This window comes from Microbulbifer guangxiensis, assembly GCF_021729075.1.
GTDB classification, from domain to species: Bacteria; Pseudomonadota; Gammaproteobacteria; order Pseudomonadales; family Cellvibrionaceae; genus Microbulbifer; species Microbulbifer guangxiensis.
Genome location: NZ_JAJSAQ010000001.1, coordinates 496,451 through 513,900 on the forward strand (window position 1 = coordinate 496,451; position 17,450 = coordinate 513,900).

Consider the following 17,450-nt stretch of genomic DNA (forward strand, 5'->3'; position numbering starts at 1 on the left):
GCCGGAATCAGGAGGGCAGCGCTTTACAGCGCGGCTTGGCCATGACGAACTGTGCGGTGCTGATCACCCGCTCGAGGAAACCGCCCTCGCAATAGCAGAGATAAAAATCCCACATACGAACGAAGCGATTGTCAAAGCCCTGCCGCTTGACCTCCTCAATCTGCTCGAAAAAGGCGTCACGCCAGGCGCGCAGCGTGCGCGCATAGTGGAAAGTGATATCTTCAAGGGCGACGATCTGCATGTCCGTGTTATCGGCCACGTGGTCTGCCACCACCTGGTTGGACGGCAGGCAGCCTCCCGGGAAGATGTAGCGCTGGATAAAGTCCACTTCCTTGCGGTAGCGGTGGTAGCGCTGGTCCTGGATTGTGATCGCCTGCATCACCATCAGGCCATCATCTTTCAGCAGGTGGCTGCACTGGGAGAAGAAATTGCGGTGATAATCGTGGCCGACAGCCTCAATCATCTCAATCGAAACCAGCTTGTCATACTGGCCCTGCAGGTCGCGATAATCCTTGAGTAGCAGCGTAATCTGGTCTTGCAGACCCTCGCGGGCAACCCAGGCTTTGGCGTACTCGAATTGCTCGCGGGAAATGGTCGTCGTGGTCACACGACAGCCGTAGCGTTTGGCGGCGTGGATGGCCATCGCGCCCCAGCCGGTACCGATCTCCAGCAGGTGGTCCGAAGGGCTCAATTGCAGTTTCTGGCAAATGCGCTCCAGCTTGTGTACGGATGCCTCGGCCAGGGTTGCATCCTCGCGGGGAAATATCGCTGACGAATACATCATGGATTCGTCAAGGAACAGCCGGAAGAAATCATTGCCCAGGTCATAGTGGGCGGCAATGTTCTTTTTGGACCCCCGACGGCTGTTTGCATTCATCGCATGCAACACTTTCAGGAAGGCTTTACTCACAAAGCTCCAGCGTGAATCCATATTTTCCAGCAATGCCATGTTACCGACCATCAGCCGGATCACATCGACCAGTGACGGGGAACTCCAGGCGCCCTGCATATAGGCTTCGCCGGAGCCGACGGTGCCATTGAGGAGTACCTGGGTATAGGTGCTAGCATCGTGGACACGAATCGTTGCACAGACCTCGGCGCTTTCTGCCGGCTCACCAAACTGATAACGCTTCCCGCCCTCTTCCACCACCAGGTGGCCACGGCCGATGGTCTGCAGCTTGGTCAACACCAGACGCCGGGCCAGTGACTCGAGCCAGTTCTCCTTTTCTTCAGAGAGCTGTGGAAGGCTGCCTGCCGGGTTGGGATTGGTAGAGCTTGCTTGAACGGATTTCATCGGCGATTTTCTCCTGCATCGGCCCGAACGGCGGACCCCGGGTGTGAAAATAAGGGAACGCGCTTGAGCAACAACCTGAATGCCTGCCAGTATATTGCGGCGATGACCTTTACGGTCATCAGCGGGTACCGGATCAAAATACCATTGAGCGCCGCAGTGGAAATTTCCTGTCGGCGCAGGCTCAGCGTGGCATCAAATACGCGACCGCTCTCCTCAAAACTTTGCAAGTAAACAGTCAGCCGCTCGCCCGGGGTGACACTGCGCCAGCGGTATCCCTGTTCCATGGGCATGAATGGTGACACGTGGAAATCCTTATTGAATTCGGCTTTCTGCACCCTGCCCCCGCTACGGCAATCAAGCAGGTAACTGTGCCGCTCGTTCCACGGGGTATTGTGGACATCCAGCAGAATCCAGCGCACCTCTTCCCCATTATTATCAAAACAGTAATAGGTGCTGATTGGATTCATGTTGTAACCGAAATAGCGCCAGTTTGCCAACAGGCGTATAGGGCCATCGGGCCGCTCGCCGGCCTCATCGGCCACGCGCTGGCGCACCGCTTCGTCCAGCGACACCGAGGGATCACCGAAGAAATCCTCACGACGGAAGCGGGCCGGCGCCCAACGGTCCCTGGACCAGAAACGCGATGTCGCGAGCAGGAGGTCCAGCTCTGCAAGGTCCAGATACATCATGAACACCCGGTAACGGAAGCTGTGCTCCCGGGGGCCAAAGCGACGGTGTTGGACCCAACCGCTGTAGATGGCGCTTTCCATCAGAGTGTGACTCCAAGCGCCTCACACACCCGCAGGGCGCTCTTCACCCCGTCCTCGTGGAATCCGTTGGCCCAATAGGCACCACAGTACCAGGCACGGTTCACCCCATTGATTTTCTCCCACTGCTGCTGGGCCTGCATACCCGCGACAGAAAACTGGGGATGGGCATATTCATAGCGTCCGATAATCTTGTCCTTGTCGATTGCATCGTCTGCATTCAGGGTAACGCAATAGGTCTGCTCACACTCCAGCCGCTGCAGAATGTTCATATTGTAGGTGAGCACGGGTAGCTGGTCGCCACCGCCCTGCAGCCGGTAATTCCAGCTGGCCCAGCAACGCTGGCGGGCCGGCAGCAGACTGGTATCCGTGTGTAGCACAACAGAGTTGGCGGCGTAGGGAATGGCACGGAGTATCGAAGTCTCGTCATTGCTGGCATCCGAGAGACAGCCCAGGGCCTGATCCGAATGACAGGCGAAGACCACCGCATCGAACTGGTGCTGCTCACCAGCGCTGGTGCGCAGCTCCACACCATCGGCGGTGCGGATTACCGAAGCGATCGGGGTCGAGAGCCGGATCCGGTCCCGGAAAGCGCCCACCATGGGGGCAATATACTCCCGGGAACCGCCTTTGATGACCCGCCACTGGGGGCGATTGAAAATATTCAGCAACCCGTGGTTGAAGAAGAAGCGCACAAAGAAATCGACGGAGAAATCCCGCATCTGCGACAGGCTGGCTGACCAGATCGCGGAGCCCATTGGTACCAGGTAACGGTCGCAGAACTCCGCCGAGTAACCATTCTGCTCCAGGTATTCCCCCAGGGTCATGCCTTCGGAAAGCTTGCCCGACTGCCAGTCGCGGACCGCCTCCCGATTGAAACGCAGGATATCCCGCAACATACGCCAGTGCCCGGGGCGCAGCAGGTTGGAGCGCTGTCCGAACAGGCTGTTCAGGTTGTTGCCGGCATACTCGAAAGAGTCTGTGTCGGAACAGACACTGAAGCCCATATCCGTGGGCTGCGATTCGACGCCAAGCTGCCCCATCAGCTTGATGAAGTTCGGGTAGGTCCAGTCGTTGTAGACGATAAAGCCGGTATCGATGGCGAGCTTGCGATCCCCCTCTTCCACATCGACAGTTGCGGTGTGTCCCCCTAATCTGTCCCCTGCTTCAAAAAGTGTGATGTCATATTTCTTATTGAGAAGGTAGGCAGACGTCAGTCCTGCTATACCACTGCCTACAATGGCTATGCGCATGAAGATTTCCTTAGGGTTCGTATTCTTGTCATTTTCGGGGCAACGATGCGGAACCAGAGGCTGCGGAAAAACCCGAGGAAGCGCAGCGGCCAGCTCAGTCGGCGGGGAAAGTCGATCACATGCTTACCCCGGGCCAGGCCACTTTCTATAGAGGCAGCGGCGTCGTCCGGAGTCATCAGGAACGGCATATCGAAGTCGTTGGACTCGGTCAGCGGAGTATCGATGAATCCCGGACGGATATGCGCCACATGCAGGCAGACCCTCGAGGTATCTGCGCGCACCGAGTCGAGGAAATAGCCCAGCGCGGCCTTCGATGCACCATAGGCCTCTGCGCGGGGAAAACCGACCACTGACGAAAGACTGCCGACGGCGGCAAACACCGGCTTTTTACTGTGTGCGAGCAATGGCAGCGCCTGGCGCAGGGTGTTTACCACACCAAAGAAATTCGCATCGAAGACCCGCCGGTAACTGGCCGCGTCGAGCTTGAGGCCATCGTCGTATTCACAGGTGCCGGCACAGGCCACCACCATATCCAGGTGGTCTGTCAAGCTCGCCAGGCGGTCCCCGGCCTCATCCATTGCCGCGTCGTCGCCCACATCGCACTCCAGCACCCGGATCTGCTTAGGCGCTGCCTTCTGCAGCTCCAGCAGGCTGTCGCGACCGCGGCTGCTGACGATGATGAAGTTGTTGTTGCGGGCGAGGCGAAGGGCCAGTGCCTTGCCGATGCCGGAGCTGGCACCGGTAATCCAGATGGTTTTGTCGCGAATATCGGCCATGGTTCAGCTCCCGGCGCCGCCCAGGCGCTTTTTGACTCCACGCACCACCGACCCCAGCAGCGGGACATGCTCATAGACCATGGCCCCGAGGTCATAAAAATCCTCATGATAGTAAACCCGCTCCCGGAACTGCAGCAGGCTGCAGCCCCTCAGGATCAGGGGCTGCCCCCTGTTCAGCTGCCGGTGGGTGTAGTGCATCTGCCATGGAAGGCAGGCATTGCCGTTACCAAGGACCGCATCGTCGAACTCGAAGCGGCAGCTGGTCAACCCCTCACTCATTCCCGCGAAGTAGCGTTTGAGTGCTGGCAATCCCTCAACCCGATGTACAGGATCGCAGAAGGTGACCCCTTCGTCATACAGCCTGTCGAGCAGGCCCGGATCCCCGGCGACGGCGCCAAAATCGCTGTAGTACTGCTGCAGTTCTGCTATCAATCCGCTCATCTGCTCCATCTATCCGTGAGTTGCTGGTTGGGGACTTGTACGCCGACTGTGCGCAGCCGGATTTACCCGGAAGGGAGAGAAAAACCGCTCTCGGCAACAAAAAAATCCATATATATGCCCAGAGACAGAGATCCGACTGCTTCCCGCCGCCGTATTGAAGGTTCGACAAGTATCAAAAGATCGATAACATGGCGCAAGTGACATCAATCCAACGTACAGGGAAGCCCTTGGAAATCCCACAAACGCGTGATGACGACTGGAGCCAGCTGCTGGTCCGGGTCGGCAAGAATGAGGATCGAGCCGCCTTCGAGCGACTCTTTCGCCATTTTGCCCCCCTGATCAAGGGCTTTCACTACAGCCGCAATACCCAGGCATTCTGCGCAGAGGCAGCAGACGAGCTTGTCCAGGAGGTTATGATCCGGGTCTGGCGAAAGGCGCCGACCTTCGATCCGTCCCGGGCCTCAGCCAATACCTGGGTGTATACGATCATGCGGAACTGCCGTATCGATATGCTTCGCCGGAACAACCGGCGCCAGGATTCCGATAGCAGCGATGTGGACGTGGACGACATCTGGGACGATACGGCAGACACGCAGCCCCTGCTGTTCCTTCAGAGGAGCCGGGGTGAACAGGAAATCGCCGAGGGGCTGGCCAGCCTGCCCCCGGAGCAGAGTCACGTGCTGGAAAAGGCCTACATGGAAGGTAAGTCACACAGTGAAATATCTGCCGAGTTGGGCCTTCCCCTCGGCACGGTGAAGTCCCGGGTGCGACTGGCACTCAAGAAGTTGCAGGCAAGACTGAGTAAGTAGGTGGACCATGATTCGTCATCATCCCGACAACAATATGCTGCTGGAGTATGCCGCGGGCTCACTGCCCTGGGCTCTCAGCCTGGCCGTGTCAGCCCACTTGCAGCTCTGCCCACAGTGCCGCCAGCAGCGCGAAAATCTGGACAGGATCGGCGGCGCCCTGCTATGCGACAGCGCCCCACAGTCCGTGGATACCGCGGCATTTGACCAGCTGATGGGCCGCATTGAGCACGAGGACCAGCAAGAGGCCTCCTCCGGAGAGGCAGCGCCTGCCAAGCCGCGCCCTGTGTACTCCAGTGACCCAGTGCTTGCCGACCTGCCAAAAGTCATCCGCAAGCTGGTCACGTCCACGGGCCCGTTGAAATGGAGGCGGGTATCCAGTGCCCTGCGCACCTCCCGTCTCAACACCGGACAGGATCGCTATGAAGTGGCCTTCCAGCGCATCTGTCGCGGCGGCAAGGTCGCCGAGCACGATCACCGCGGGCGCGAGGTCACCGTGGTCCTGTACGGTAGCTTTTCCGACAGCGAGGGCGTCTACCGGCGCGGGGATTTCCTGCTGCGGGAGCCCGGCGACGTGCACCGCCCTATCGCCACGCAGGACCAGGAATGCCTGTGCCTGTCGGTTGTTGAGGCACCGGTCAAGGTTACCGGCCTACTGGGCTGGCTGATCAACCCCTTCCTCTCTTTCCGGCCGGCCTGACCGCCGCTAGGCTCAGGCCCCGGGCAAGAAAGAGCGGGCAAGAGAACCCGCAAATGAGCACATGAAAAGGGCCGGTACTACCGGCCCTTTTTCGTTCTGTGATGCCAATGACCGCTCAGCTGTGCGCGACACGGGCAGCGCGGCGGGTCTCCCGGGTAGGCACCCGTCTGACCCGCCCGGCCGACGGTGCACTCACCGCCCTGGGAGTGCCTCCTGAGCCGGTGAAATGATCCAGCAGCGCATCCCAGCGCTCCCGCACCCCCTGCATTTTCTGCTCTCGCACATGCCCGTAACCTCGAACCTGCTGCGGCAGGGACAACAACTCTCTGGCGGCACCCAGGTCCTCGTGGCCGAGGCTGGCAGCCACCCGGTCGAAAGCCGCCGCCACTTCCACTGCCCACGCCCGCTCCGCGCGACGCTCCGAGGTATAGCCGAACGGATCTAGCGGGGTTCCACGTAAGACCTTGCCTCTGGCCAGCAGGGGCAGCAGCCGTGCCATCCAGGGCCCGAACACCAGCTTGCGAATGCGGCCACTACTGTCCGGGCGCGCCAGCAGCGGCGGCGCCATGTGGAATTTCAAGCGGTAGCCACCGGTGAAGGTTTCATCCAGCTGACGGCGGAAGTCCTCGCCACTGTATAGGCGGGCCACCTCGTACTCATCCTTGTAAGCCATGGCTTTAAACAGGCTCCTGGCGGCATCCCGGCTCAGGGAGCCATCATCCAGCCCCAAACGACTTTCCGCCTGTTGCAGTTTGGCGATGGCCTGACGGAATCGCTCTGCATAACCGGCATTCTGGTACTCGGCCAGCTCTGAAGCCAGCCGCTCGACCAGTGCCAGCGGGGCTTCTGCCGGTTCCATGACCTGTACCGGCTGGGCCGGCGTGAGCAGCGCCTTGACCTCCCCGGGGTCCACCACAAGCAGGCGCCCGGCGCGGAAGGCACGCAGGTTGCTCTCAACTGCCACACCATTCAGCTCGATCGCCCGTTCCAGGGCCGCCTGGCCGACAGGCAGCAATCCCCGCTGGCAGGCATAGCCCAGTAACAGCAGGTTGGAAGCCACGGTATCGCCGAACAGCGCCTGCGCGTACCGATTGGCATCGAAAGAGAAGTAGTCCCGGCAAAGAGACTCGATGCTGGCCGTGGTCGCGTCCGCCGGAAAGGCGAGATCGTTGTCGCGGATAAAGGCAGCAACCGGTACCTCTGCCGTATTGACCACCGCCCGGAGCTGGCCGGCTGCGAATTTGGCCCGCTGGGATGCGGCCGTCACCATGTCACAACCCAGCAGGACATCCGCCGAACCATCGCGGATGCGTGCGGTTGTGATGTCCCCGGGCGTATTGGCCACCTTCACGTGGGCAACCACAGCGCCATTTTTCTGTGAGAGCCCGGTGAAATACAGGGTGGTGGAGCCCTTCTCCTCCAGGTGAGCCGCCATCCCCAGCAGGGCCGCCACGGTCAGTACGCCACTGCCGCCGATGCCACCGACGAGAATGCTTTGCGGTGCCGCCAGGTCTGCACGGGGTGCCGGGGGTAAGTTGGCTATCGCCTTGTCCAGGGAGCGCGCCAGGGCATCCACTGGTGGTTTGCGCAATTCGCCGCCCTCGACACTGACAAAGCTGGGACAGAAACCATCAGCGCAGCGCATATCCTTGTTGCAGCTGGACTGGTTGATCTGGCGTTTGCGGCCGTATGGTGTTTCCAGCGGTTCGACGGCAATACAGCTCGACTGCACACTGCAGTCCCCGCAGCCTTCACAGACCCGGTGGTTGATCAGCAGCCGGGTGCTCGGATCCTCCATCTGGCCCTTCTTGCGCCGACGACGTTTTTCCGCCGCGCACACCTGCTCGTAAATGATGGCCGTGACCCCGGGGGTTTCCCGCAGGCGGCGCTGGACGGCATCCAGCTCAGAGCGCGGCAGGATTTCCACCTTGGGCGGCAGCTGGTCGCGGTTCTGTTCCCAGTATTCCGGGTTTTCACTCAGCAATACCACGGTGCCCACGCCCTCCGCGGCCAGCTGGGCAGCTACTGTCGGGGCATTCACTTCGCCATCGGCGGGCTGACCGCCGGTCATGGCGACAGCGTCATTGAGCAGGATCTTGTAGGTAATGTTGACCTTGCTGGCCACCGCCTGGCGGATGGCCAGGATACCGGAATGGTTGTAGGTGCCGTCGCCCATATTCTGGAAGATATGGCTCTCGCTGGAGAAGCGATGCAGGCCCACCCACTGAGCGCCCTCGCCCCCCATATGGGAGTACGTATCCGTGCGTAGCCCTTTGCCCAGCGCCATGATGTGGCAGCCGATACCCGCGCTGCCGAGACTCCCCTCGGGCAGCTTGGTCGATGTGTTGTGGGGGCACCCGGCGCAGAACACCGGCTCCCGAGCCAGCAGGCCACCGACTTTGGCCGTGGCCATACAACTTCCGCCGGCGAGATTGCGTTCAGCCACCGCGGCCAGTTCACGGCCGAAATCGGTGTCCGCGAGCCAGCGCACCAGCACATCCGCCACCCGATCCGGTCCGAAGCCCCAGATTGCCGGCAGGTAATCGGTGCCGTCGCTGCCCTTCTTGCCACTGACGGTCGGGCGCTCACTATCGCGCCAGCCGTACAGGAGTGACTTGAGCTGGGCCTCTACCAGTGGCCGCTTCTCCTCGACCACCAGCACGCGGTCCATACCCCGGCAGAATTCACTGATGCCGCGTGGCTCCAGTGGCCAGGTCATGGCCACCTTGTAGACCGAGATCCCCGCCTTGCGGAGGTCGTCCTCGCTCAGCTCCAGCAGCTGCAGAGCCTCGAGCAGGTCGCCGTGCGCCTTGCCCACGGTGACGATACCGAACTGTTTGCGCGGTGCGTCGACTATTGTCCTGTCGATGCGATTGGCATAGGCCCACGCCTGCGCGGCCGGCAGGCGCTCCTCCAGCATGCGTCGCTCATACTCGAGGCGTTCGGCTGGCCAATTCAGGTTGGGGTCGTAATTGAGCCCGTGGACAGGGACCTGGAAGTCGGTGGGCGTCACAAAGCTCGGCAACCCGGGCACCTGCAGGGAAGCCCCGGCTTCCACCGTCTCGGTGATGGTCTTGAAGCCGACCCAGAGGCCACTGAACCGTGACAGGGCAATCCCCGCCAGACCCAGGGTCAGGTATTCATCGATGGATGCCGGGAACAGCAGCGGCATCATCACCGACTCGAAAATCTGGTCGGTATTGTGGGAGAACATGGAGGATTCGGCGGTATGGTCGTCGCCACACAGGGCAAGCACGCCACCGTGACGGGAGGTACCCTGTACATTGGCCTGGCGGAAGACATCCGCGGTGCGATCCACGCCGTGGCCTTTGCCGTACCAGATCGAGAAGACGCCGTCCCGGGTCGCGTGCTGGCGATAGTGATCCAGCAGCTGCGTGCCCCAGATATTGGTCGCGCCAAGGTCTTCGTTCACGCCCGGCTCGAAATGAATGTCGCGCTCGGCCAGCAGAGCCTTGTGTCGCCAGAGGGCCTGATCGTATCCGCCGAGAGGGGAGCCGCGGTAACCGGAGATGAAGCCCGCAGTATTGAGGCCCAGCATCTCATCCAGCCGCTTCTGCATCAGCGGCAGCCGCACCAGTGCGTCGATTCCAGTGAGAAAGACCCGCCCGGAATCGCGGGTAAACGCGGCCTTCAGGGAGTACTCGCGATCGAAACCCAGCTCCTGATCGCTCTCGACCATCGCCATGGAGTCACCTGCCTTATGATTATTGCTCTCCGCAAAAAAGTACCACCGGGGAGAGCGGCAGGTCATACCAAATTAGGTCGACATGGGGCATAATTCAGGCACAAGTCACCAAAGAACGGGCCGGTGATGCAACAAATCACCCCCTGATGCCCCACCGGTGACACCTGTGCCACGGCCAGTCAGCTCAGGCCAACCACACTGATAGGCGGGCCGGCAGATTGACAGGCAGTTCCTGACCAGCGGCACGACAAAGCGAGCCAGAGAGAAGAGCGAGTTTCAACATGGCCTATACACTGGACGCCATTGACAAGAAAATCCTGGAGATCCTCCAGGAGGACGCCACCATTCCAAATATCGAGCTGGCGGAAAAGGTATGCCTGTCCCCCTCCCCCTGCTCCCGCCGGGTGAAGAACCTCCATGAACAGGGCTTCATCAAGCGCGCCGTGACCTTGCTCGAGCCCCAGAAAGTCGGGCTTCCGGTGAGCGTTTTCATCCAGGTGACACTCAACCACCAGGTAAAGAAGGAATTGCAGGACTTTGAATCTGTGATCGCCCAGTGGCCAGAGGTCATGGAGTGTTACCTGATGACCGGGGACTTCGACTATCTGCTGCGGGTCGTGGTCCCCAACCTACAGGCCTATCAGGAGTTTCTGGACAAGAAACTGACCGAGCTGCCGGGCATCGACCACATCAAGAGCAGCTTTTCCCTCAAGCAGGTCCGTTACCGCACCGAGTTGCCGCTGGAGCAACTGCTCGAAAAGCCCTGAGAAACTGCCTGATCTGAGATGAGGACCGGCCACCGATGGACGGTCCCTCTTCCCGCAGAATCATACCGACCACAGATCCCCAGCAGCACTCTGAAGCCCGCCTCGCTTCTCAACCCTCCCCCGAAAGCTTCCCGCTCCTTCGGACCGATTCGAAGTCAGCGACGAAAGAAGCTCAGCAGCACGCTGAGGACCACACTGAGAATGATCATGGAGGTGATGGGAATGAATACCCGACTGCGCTCTGACTCTATGCGGATATCGCCGGGCAATCGTCCAAACCAGTTGAAGAGCCACGGAGCGAAATGCATCAGTACACCAACCGTCACCAGAATCGCTCCGGCGATAATAAACCAGCGAGCCATAAACACTCCTTCCCCGGGAACCTGCTACCGATTTTGTGTTGCGACTCGACAAACGGGGCTCGATTGCCAGCCAAAAGGTACCATTGCTACTATCGACCACACTCTCATGCAGGTCAAAAGGCAAATAACAATGAAATTCCACCGCCGCTTCAAGTCTCTGGCAGCCTCCCTGGCACTCGCCGTTACCTCACCCGAACTCTTTGCCACCACATTGATTCACAACGTCAAGGGCTACCACACCACGGATAACGCTCTGGTCCAGTTTGACGCTCTCGCCTTTGACGACGGCAAAGTGCTTGCCACCGGGAAATCTTCCGCACTCATGAAGAAGTTTCCCTCAGCAAAAAAAATCGACGGCAAGGGGCGCACCCTGCTGCCCGGTCTGATCGATGCCCACGGGCATGTGCTCTCACAGGGCCTGCTGGAAAACCAGCTGGAATTGCGCGACCTGGGGTTGAAAGAGACACTGGCCGCCATCCAGCAATACGCCGAAAAACTGGAGCCGGGACAATGGCTCCAGGGACGCGGATGGAACCAGGTACTCTGGCCAGGAAAGCAATTCCCGACCCGGAAGCAACTGGACGCGCTGGAAATCGACCACCCCATCTGGCTTCGCCGCGTCGATGGACACGCCGGCTGGGCCAACAGCAAGGCCCTCGAACTCGCTGGTATCGATCGCAACACCCACTCACCGGCGGGCGGCGAAATTCACCATCTGGAGAATGGTGAGCCTTCCGGGGTGCTCATCGACAATGCCATGGCACTGGTGGAACAGGTTATCCCCGCACCGTCCCTGCAGGAGAAAAAAGCCGCACTGGTTCAGGCCTTTGAACTCGCCCTGTCCCTCGGGCTGACTGGAATACATGATGCCGGTGTGGACCGGGAAACGCTGACTGCTTACAAACAGCTGGCACAAGAGGACGCGCTCCCCCTGCGGGTCTACCCGATGATCTCGGCAGCGGATAAACATCTGCCCCAGCTCCTGGATGGCGGACATATCGGCGCACCGCAAGACCGCCTGTACGTGCGCAGCATCAAGCTCTACACCGATGGTGCACTCGGCAGCCGCGGTGCAGCGCTACTGGAGCCCTACCATGACCGCCCGGGTGAAAAGGGCCTGCTGCTCTACCCGGAAAGTGACTTCCACCAGCTGCTGGAACTGGCGATAGACAAGGGCTTTCAGGTCAACGTGCACGCCATTGGCGACCGCGCCAACCAGCTCGTGCTGGATCATTTGAAAACCCTCGACAAGAAAAAAGACCAGACGCCCTATCGCCACCGCATCGAACACGCACAGGTTCTCCGGGTCGAAGATATTGCCCGTTTTCCGGAACTCAACCTGATCGCTTCCATGCAGCCGATCCACGCCACCAGTGACAAGAACATGGCCGGCGACCGCCTGGGCAACGAGCGCCTCGACGGAGCCTACGCCTGGCGGAAGTTCCTGGACCAGGGCACCCGCATTGCCGCCGGCTCCGACTTCCCCGTGGAGCCGGTGAATCCCCTGTTTGGTATCCACGCCGCCGTAACCCGCCGCGACCGCAGCGGGCAACCAGCCACGGGGTGGCGGATCCAGGAGGCCATGACACAGGAAGAGGCGTTGCGGGCCTTCACCCTGGATGCGGCCTATGCCAGCCACCAGGAGCAGGTTATCGGTAACCTCGAGCCCGGCAAGCTTGCCGACTTCATTCTTCTCGAGCGGGATATCTTTACCATCGACCCGCAGGAGATCTGGCAGGTCAGGGTCGCAGAGACCTGGGTTGAAGGCAAAAGTGTCTTCCAGCGACGGCAGTAGCACGACTCTGAAATGACGATGGCGGTAATCCGCCATCGTCCCGGACCGTTACTCCCCGGCTACAGCCAGCTCCAATCGAAACTCCTGGGCACGGATTATCGCCAGCGCCGGGTTTCTCACCGCCCCTTCCCCAACTGCCTCGCTACCGGCGAAGAGCGGGCGCTTCATCCTCAGTGTCTAGACTGTAAGGATGAAACGGATTTCATTTTGCCGGCTCGCCGGCGTCTTTGGACTCGCGGCATTTGCTGTCCCGGCATTGGGGGCCAACTGCAATGCCAGCGGAAAACTGATCTATGTTGGCGCAACGTTCGACCAAACGCGCTCCGTGTGGCTGTCACTGACATCCCCCGGTAGTTTTGGCCTGCAGGTCGTTAACACAAAAGACATCGTCGACCAGTGGAGCCGCACTGCCCCCGGCCCCCATATCTCTGTCTCACCCGTCCTGGTTTTCAGTAACGGCGGTACCCATGTGCTGCTCGACCTCAGCGGCGATCGACCCTGCTCGATCGACAATGAGAACCAGAAAGCCGACCCGATCATTCTTCCACAGTTCCCGGGCACCAAACCGATCCCTCCTATCGGAGTAATCCCTCCCCCGGATTTTGTCGGAATTACACCCGAGATTCCTGTTGTCCCGCCGGGAGTAGGGGTTACTCCGGAAGTGCCGGTACTGCGTCCGCCCGGAACTGGAATCACCCCTGAAGTGCCAACCCTGAGACCGCCCGGAACAGGCATTACCCCGGAAGTCCCTACCCTGAGGCCACCCGGAACAGGCATTACTCCGGAAGTCCCTACCCTGAGGCCGCCCGGGACAGGAATCACGCCCCAGGTCCCGGTCGACCCGGAGAGCCCGATTGGCACGCTGCCACCCACGGGCGTGATGCCGGAAGTGCCTGTCGATCCTGAGTCGCCCATCGCCACAGTGCCACCAACAGGGGTTACGCCGACACTACCAGTCGATCCTGAGAGCCCGATCAGCACGCTGCCACCCACCGGCGTGATGCCGGAAGTGCCTGTCGATCCTGAATCGCCCATCGCCACATTGCCACCAACAGGGGTTACGCCGGCACTACCAGTCGATCCTGAGAGCCCGATCGGCACGCTGCCACCCACCGGCGTGATGCCGGAAGTGCCTGTCGATCCTGAGTCGCCCATCGCCACATTGCCGCCAACAGGAGTTACGCCCACGGTACCCATCGATCCGGAAAGCCCGATCGGCACAGTGCCACCCACGGGGGTTACCCCGGAAGTGCCGGTCGACCCCGAGCAACCAGTCGGCAAACTGCCCCCCACCGGCATCACCCCACAGGTACCCGTTGATCCGGAGAGACCAATCGGTACCCTGCCTCCCGAGGTGGAAGGCGGAGACATTGCAGCACAGGAGCCGGATAGAGCACCACTGAGATGGATAGTCTGCGTCGACCCGCTGTCCGGCCAGTACGTCAATGCGACCTATGCCGGCAATCGGGTCTACTGTCCCGATGGCTATCGGGGTCAATGGTATGAGTCGTACGACAGCGGCAAGTCGGACTTGCCACTGGCTGCCCGCTTTACCAGTGAATACCTGCCCGACTACGACAAAGTGTCCGATGACTGGGATGTCTGGAGCGATGTAGACCACACAGAGCTTCGCGACCGAAGGGGGGACAGGAATTTCGATTCAAACGAATCTCGCCTGAGCTTTGGAGCCCACCGGAAAATTGCAAAACGCACTTTTGTTGGTGGTGCAGCGGCGGTCTCCCGTTATGAGGGCGAGGGTTTCAGAGGGTTTCTGGAGACCCGCTCAGATCGCATCTCCATCGGCCCCTATTTCGGCCATTACCTCAGTAACAGCCTGGCATTCAACTCCAACCTCAATTATTCCTACACGGAAACAGAGACAGCGCTGGCTTCATTCCGCGGCAATAGCGAAACCGACGAGTGGTTCTTCAATATCGGGCTTGAGGGCTATTACTCATGGCAGGAGTGGGGCTTCCAGCCGCAAGCCTACCTCAACTACTCCCACGCGGAGACCGAAAACTCCAACCTGCGTGGCCTGTTTCAAGGCGAAACACTGCAACTGAACACCAGAGACACCAGTAGCAGCATCAGTTACTCCGAAACAAGTCTGGTCATTTCCCGACGATTTCCCCTGAACCGGACCAGCGTCGCCGCAGCCTATTTCGAATTCGGCTCAAGAATGGCTTTTCAGTTGGCTAACGACGTCGATGTCGCCCGGGGTATCACCAGCGGCGGTTACCAGGCAACTTCGAAATTCAGCGGTCTGGCGAGGGTTGGCGCACAGTGGTATATGTCCGAATCAAGTTTCATGGAAGCGGAAATATCCCAGGAGAACATTTCCGGCGAGGGGCTGGAGGTCTGGCGGGCGAGGCTGATGTTCTCGCATGCGTTCTGATTGGCATCAATCAACGTTGCGAATTACTCAATAAAAAAGCCGCGGCGCTCTCGCACCGCGGCTTTTACTATCAGCTGCAAAGCCTGTTGTCAGTCTTTGACCGCAACCGTGGTTTTCTTCGCTTCTGACTGCTTTTCCGGCACCGGGAAACCGCGGTCGCGCATCAGTGCGTCGATGCGGGCATCGCGGCCGCGGAATGCGCGGTAGGCATCAGCCGGATCCACGGCGTTGCGCGGGGCAAACAGATGATCCACCAGTTTCTGGGCCACGCCCTTATCGTAGAAGCCGCCTTCTGCCTCGGTGAAGGCCTCGGCCGCATCAGAAGTCAGCACGTCGGCCCACATATAGCCGTAGTAACCAGCGGAGTAACCTTCACCGGAGAAGATATGGCCGAAGTGTGGAGAGCGGTGACGCATTACCAGCTCATCCGGCATACCCAGCTTTTCCAGAGTTTCGCGCTCGAACTTGTCCGGGTCGATACCCTCCGGATCGGCAGTGTGGAACTTCATATCCACCAGTGCGGAGGCCAGGTATTCAGTGGTCGCAAAACCCTGGTTGAACTTGGAAGCCTTCTTGATCTTGGCGACCAGCTCCGCGGGGATCGGCTCTCCGGTCTTGTAGTGCACGAGGTAGTTGTCGATCACCTCATCGGTGGACAACCAGCGCTCCAGCAGCTGTGACTGGAACTCGGTGTAATCACGCACACCGCTGTTCAGCGTCGGGTAGGAGACATTGGAAGCCAGGAAGTGCAGCGCATGGCCGAACTCATGGAAGAAGGTCTCGGCATCGTCCCAGCTCACCAGCACAGGCTCGCCCGGCGCACCCTTGATGAAGTTGGAGTTGTTGGAAGACAGTACGTTGGTCTTGCCATCGAAGGTGGTGTGGTCACGGTACATGGTCGCCCAGGCACCGGAGCGCTTGCCGGAGCGGGCGAACGGATCCAGGTACCACAGACCGATGTGCTCACCGGTGGTCTTATCGTTCACTTCCCAGACTTTCACGTCCTCATGGAAGACCGGCACACTGCCCTCTTCCACCGGGCTGAAGGCAAAGTTGAACAATTCGCCGGCGACGAAGAACATCGCCTCACGCAGCTTGTCCAACTGCAGGTACTGCTTCACCTCGTCGGAGTTCAGGTCGTACTTGGCTTTCCGCACCTTCTCGGCGTAGTAGCGGTAATCCCACGGCTTGATGGTGATATCCGCACCTTCCCCGTCGGCCAGTGCCTGCATGTCCGCCACTTCCTGCTCCACGCGGGCCACTGCGGCCGGCCATACGGCTTCCATCAGCTCCATGGCGCGCTCGGGGGTCTTGGCCATACGGTCCTGCAGGCGCCACTGGGCATAGTTGTCAAAGCCCAGCAGTTCTACACGCTCGTCGCGAAGCTTGAGGATCTCGGCGATGATGGCGTTATTGTCATGCTCACCACCGTTGTCACCACGGCTGTAGTAATTGCGCCAGACCTTTTCCCGCAGCTCGCGGTTGTCGGAGTAGGTCAGGAAGGGGTCCATGGAAGAACGGGTATTGGTAATGGCGAATTTACCCTTTTGGCCCTGCTCCTCTGCAAGCGCCGCTGCAGCCTTCACGAAAGACTCCGGCAGGCCACTTAACTGATCGCTGCTCAGGAACAGGGTGTACCCCTCTTCATCTGCCAGCACGTTGTTTGCAAACTTGGTGTGCAGCTCCGCAAGGCGCTTGTTGATTTCGGCATAGCGCTGCTTGGCCTCACCGGTCAGGGTGGCCCCATTGTTGGCAAACTCGTTGTAGATCAGCTCCACAACACGCTGCTGCTCTGCGTCGAGATCAGACTTGGTGCGGGCATCGTAAATGGCTTTGATGCGCTGGAACAGGGCATCGTTCTGAATGATTCTGGACTGGAAATCCGCCAGTTTCGGGGCCAGTTCGCCCTGGACCTCACGGAACTCCGGGGAGGACATATTGGCAGACCAGATGCCATAGTAGGCAAATACGCGATCAAGCTCTGCGCCACTGCGCTCCAGCTCGGCAATGGTGTTGGCGAAAGTCGCCGGTTCCGGGTTGGCGGCGATGGCATCGATCTCGCGCAGGTTTTCTGCCATGGCGAATTCCATCGCAGGCTTCAGGTCCTCGACGCGCATCTTATCGAACGCAGGTACGCCGCCGTAGGGGCCGGTCCACTCGGCAAGGAGCGGATTGCTGGCGACCACGGAGCTGTTAGCATCAGCGGCGGCGCTGGCCTGAACCTGTACATTCTCGGCCGCAGTCGGGGCCTGAGAAGCCTCCTTGCTACAACCGGCAGCGGCTGCGATGGCCGCGGCGATGGAAAGCGCGATCAGGGATTGACGCATCGGCTAGTTCCTCTCTCTTGTTAGAATACGGTCACGTATAAGCGCCCGAGTTTACCCGGAT

The 17,450-nt window shown here is 60.0% G+C and carries 13 protein-coding genes; 5 read left to right on the forward strand and 8 right to left on the reverse strand.

All coding sequences use genetic code 11. The features are described 5' to 3' along the window. Nucleotides 1–7: 7 nt before the first annotated feature. Genes LVD12_RS02110 through LVD12_RS02130 form a run of 5 tightly spaced genes read right to left on the reverse strand, consistent with a single transcriptional unit; the run spans nucleotide 8 to nucleotide 4,531 of the window. On the reverse strand, nucleotides 8–1,294 hold the full coding sequence (locus tag LVD12_RS02110; RefSeq protein ID WP_237065294.1) for an SAM-dependent methyltransferase: 1,287 nt from the start codon (nucleotides 1,292–1,294) through the stop codon (nucleotides 8–10). After that, a complete protein-coding gene (locus LVD12_RS02115) occupies nucleotides 1,291–2,064 on the reverse strand; it encodes a DUF1365 domain-containing protein (protein ID WP_237065295.1) in 774 nt (257 codons plus the stop codon). Before LVD12_RS02115 ends, LVD12_RS02110 begins: the two co-directional genes overlap by 4 nt. After that, nucleotides 2,064–3,314: an NAD(P)/FAD-dependent oxidoreductase gene (locus LVD12_RS02120; protein WP_237065296.1), complete on the reverse strand. Its 1,251-nt coding sequence runs from the start codon at nucleotides 3,312–3,314 to the stop codon at nucleotides 2,064–2,066. The genes LVD12_RS02115 and LVD12_RS02120 overlap by 1 nt, the downstream gene beginning before the upstream one ends. Continuing rightward, on the reverse strand, nucleotides 3,305–4,090 hold the full coding sequence (locus LVD12_RS02125) for an SDR family NAD(P)-dependent oxidoreductase (protein ID WP_237065297.1): 786 nt from the start codon (nucleotides 4,088–4,090) through the stop codon (nucleotides 3,305–3,307). Before LVD12_RS02125 ends, LVD12_RS02120 begins: the two co-directional genes overlap by 10 nt. Nucleotides 4,091–4,093: 3 nt before the next feature. Next, nucleotides 4,094–4,531 (reverse strand): nuclear transport factor 2 family protein, encoded by a 438-nt coding sequence (locus tag LVD12_RS02130; protein ID WP_237065298.1) that lies wholly within the window; start codon nucleotides 4,529–4,531, stop codon nucleotides 4,094–4,096. Between the two features lie 227 nt (nucleotides 4,532–4,758). Between LVD12_RS02130 and LVD12_RS02135 the strand changes: the two genes are divergently transcribed. Together LVD12_RS02135 and LVD12_RS02140 are read left to right on the forward strand one after the other, a co-directional pair. Further along, the gene (locus tag LVD12_RS02135; protein ID WP_237065300.1) at nucleotides 4,759–5,340 is read left to right on the forward strand and encodes a sigma-70 family RNA polymerase sigma factor; all 582 of its coding nucleotides are present in this window, start codon (nucleotides 4,759–4,761) and stop codon (nucleotides 5,338–5,340) included. Nucleotides 5,341–5,347: 7 nt separating this feature from the next. Further along, nucleotides 5,348–6,037, forward strand: coding sequence for a ChrR family anti-sigma-E factor (locus tag LVD12_RS02140; protein WP_237065302.1), 690 nt, complete (start codon nucleotides 5,348–5,350; stop codon nucleotides 6,035–6,037). A gap of 115 nt (nucleotides 6,038–6,152) precedes the next feature. Here the strand turns inward: LVD12_RS02140 and LVD12_RS02145 are convergent, their stop codons facing one another. Continuing rightward, entirely contained in the window at nucleotides 6,153–9,743 is a 3,591-nt protein-coding gene (locus LVD12_RS02145) for an indolepyruvate ferredoxin oxidoreductase family protein (protein ID WP_237065304.1), read from the reverse strand. A gap of 281 nt (nucleotides 9,744–10,024) precedes the next feature. On the opposite strand from LVD12_RS02145, the gene LVD12_RS02150 reads away from it, so the two are divergent. After that, a complete protein-coding gene (locus LVD12_RS02150) occupies nucleotides 10,025–10,510 on the forward strand; it encodes an Lrp/AsnC family transcriptional regulator (protein ID WP_237065306.1) in 486 nt (161 codons plus the stop codon). Between the two features lie 155 nt (nucleotides 10,511–10,665). Here LVD12_RS02150 and LVD12_RS02155 read toward each other — a convergent pair whose 3' ends face one another. Continuing rightward, a complete protein-coding gene (locus LVD12_RS02155; protein WP_237065307.1) occupies nucleotides 10,666–10,872 on the reverse strand; it encodes a DUF2905 domain-containing protein in 207 nt (68 codons plus the stop codon). Between the two features lie 130 nt (nucleotides 10,873–11,002). Here LVD12_RS02155 and LVD12_RS02160 point away from each other — a divergent pair, with 130 nt between their 5' ends. Beyond that, nucleotides 11,003–12,667: an amidohydrolase gene (locus LVD12_RS02160; RefSeq protein ID WP_237065308.1), complete on the forward strand. Its 1,665-nt coding sequence runs from the start codon at nucleotides 11,003–11,005 to the stop codon at nucleotides 12,665–12,667. Nucleotides 12,668–12,857: 190 nt separating this feature from the next. Continuing rightward, entirely contained in the window at nucleotides 12,858–15,062 is a 2,205-nt protein-coding gene (locus LVD12_RS16160) for an autotransporter outer membrane beta-barrel domain-containing protein (protein ID WP_305080502.1), read from the forward strand. Nucleotides 15,063–15,151: 89 nt separating this feature from the next. Here the strand turns inward: LVD12_RS16160 and LVD12_RS02175 are convergent, their stop codons facing one another. Further along, the gene (locus tag LVD12_RS02175) at nucleotides 15,152–17,389 is read right to left on the reverse strand and encodes a M3 family metallopeptidase (RefSeq protein WP_237065309.1); all 2,238 of its coding nucleotides are present in this window, start codon (nucleotides 17,387–17,389) and stop codon (nucleotides 15,152–15,154) included. Nucleotides 17,390–17,450: the final 61 nt, after the last annotated feature.

What these genes read in the sequence shown, in the direction of transcription:
- LVD12_RS02155 (WP_237065307.1), bottom strand. Translation starts at nt 10,872, where the DNA reads ATGGCTCGCTGGTTTATTATCGCCGGAGCGATTCTGGTGACGGTTGGT.
- LVD12_RS02145 (WP_237065304.1), bottom strand. Translation starts at nt 9,743, where the DNA reads ATGGCGATGGTCGAGAGCGATCAGGAGCTGGGTTTCGATCGCGAGTAC.
- LVD12_RS02120 (WP_237065296.1), bottom strand. Translation starts at nt 3,314, where the DNA reads ATGCGCATAGCCATTGTAGGCAGTGGTATAGCAGGACTGACGTCTGCC.
- LVD12_RS02150 (WP_237065306.1), top strand. Translation starts at nt 10,025, where the DNA reads ATGGCCTATACACTGGACGCCATTGACAAGAAAATCCTGGAGATCCTC.
- LVD12_RS02140 (WP_237065302.1), top strand. Translation starts at nt 5,348, where the DNA reads ATGATTCGTCATCATCCCGACAACAATATGCTGCTGGAGTATGCCGCG.
- LVD12_RS02175 (WP_237065309.1), bottom strand. Translation starts at nt 17,389, where the DNA reads ATGCGTCAATCCCTGATCGCGCTTTCCATCGCCGCGGCCATCGCAGCC.
- LVD12_RS02110 (WP_237065294.1), bottom strand. Translation starts at nt 1,294, where the DNA reads ATGAAATCCGTTCAAGCAAGCTCTACCAATCCCAACCCGGCAGGCAGC.
- LVD12_RS02160 (WP_237065308.1), top strand. Translation starts at nt 11,003, where the DNA reads ATGAAATTCCACCGCCGCTTCAAGTCTCTGGCAGCCTCCCTGGCACTC.
- LVD12_RS02130 (WP_237065298.1), bottom strand. Translation starts at nt 4,531, where the DNA reads ATGAGCGGATTGATAGCAGAACTGCAGCAGTACTACAGCGATTTTGGC.
- LVD12_RS02115 (WP_237065295.1), bottom strand. Translation starts at nt 2,064, where the DNA reads ATGGAAAGCGCCATCTACAGCGGTTGGGTCCAACACCGTCGCTTTGGC.
- LVD12_RS02125 (WP_237065297.1), bottom strand. Translation starts at nt 4,090, where the DNA reads ATGGCCGATATTCGCGACAAAACCATCTGGATTACCGGTGCCAGCTCC.
- LVD12_RS16160 (WP_305080502.1), top strand. Translation starts at nt 12,858, where the DNA reads ATGAAACGGATTTCATTTTGCCGGCTCGCCGGCGTCTTTGGACTCGCG.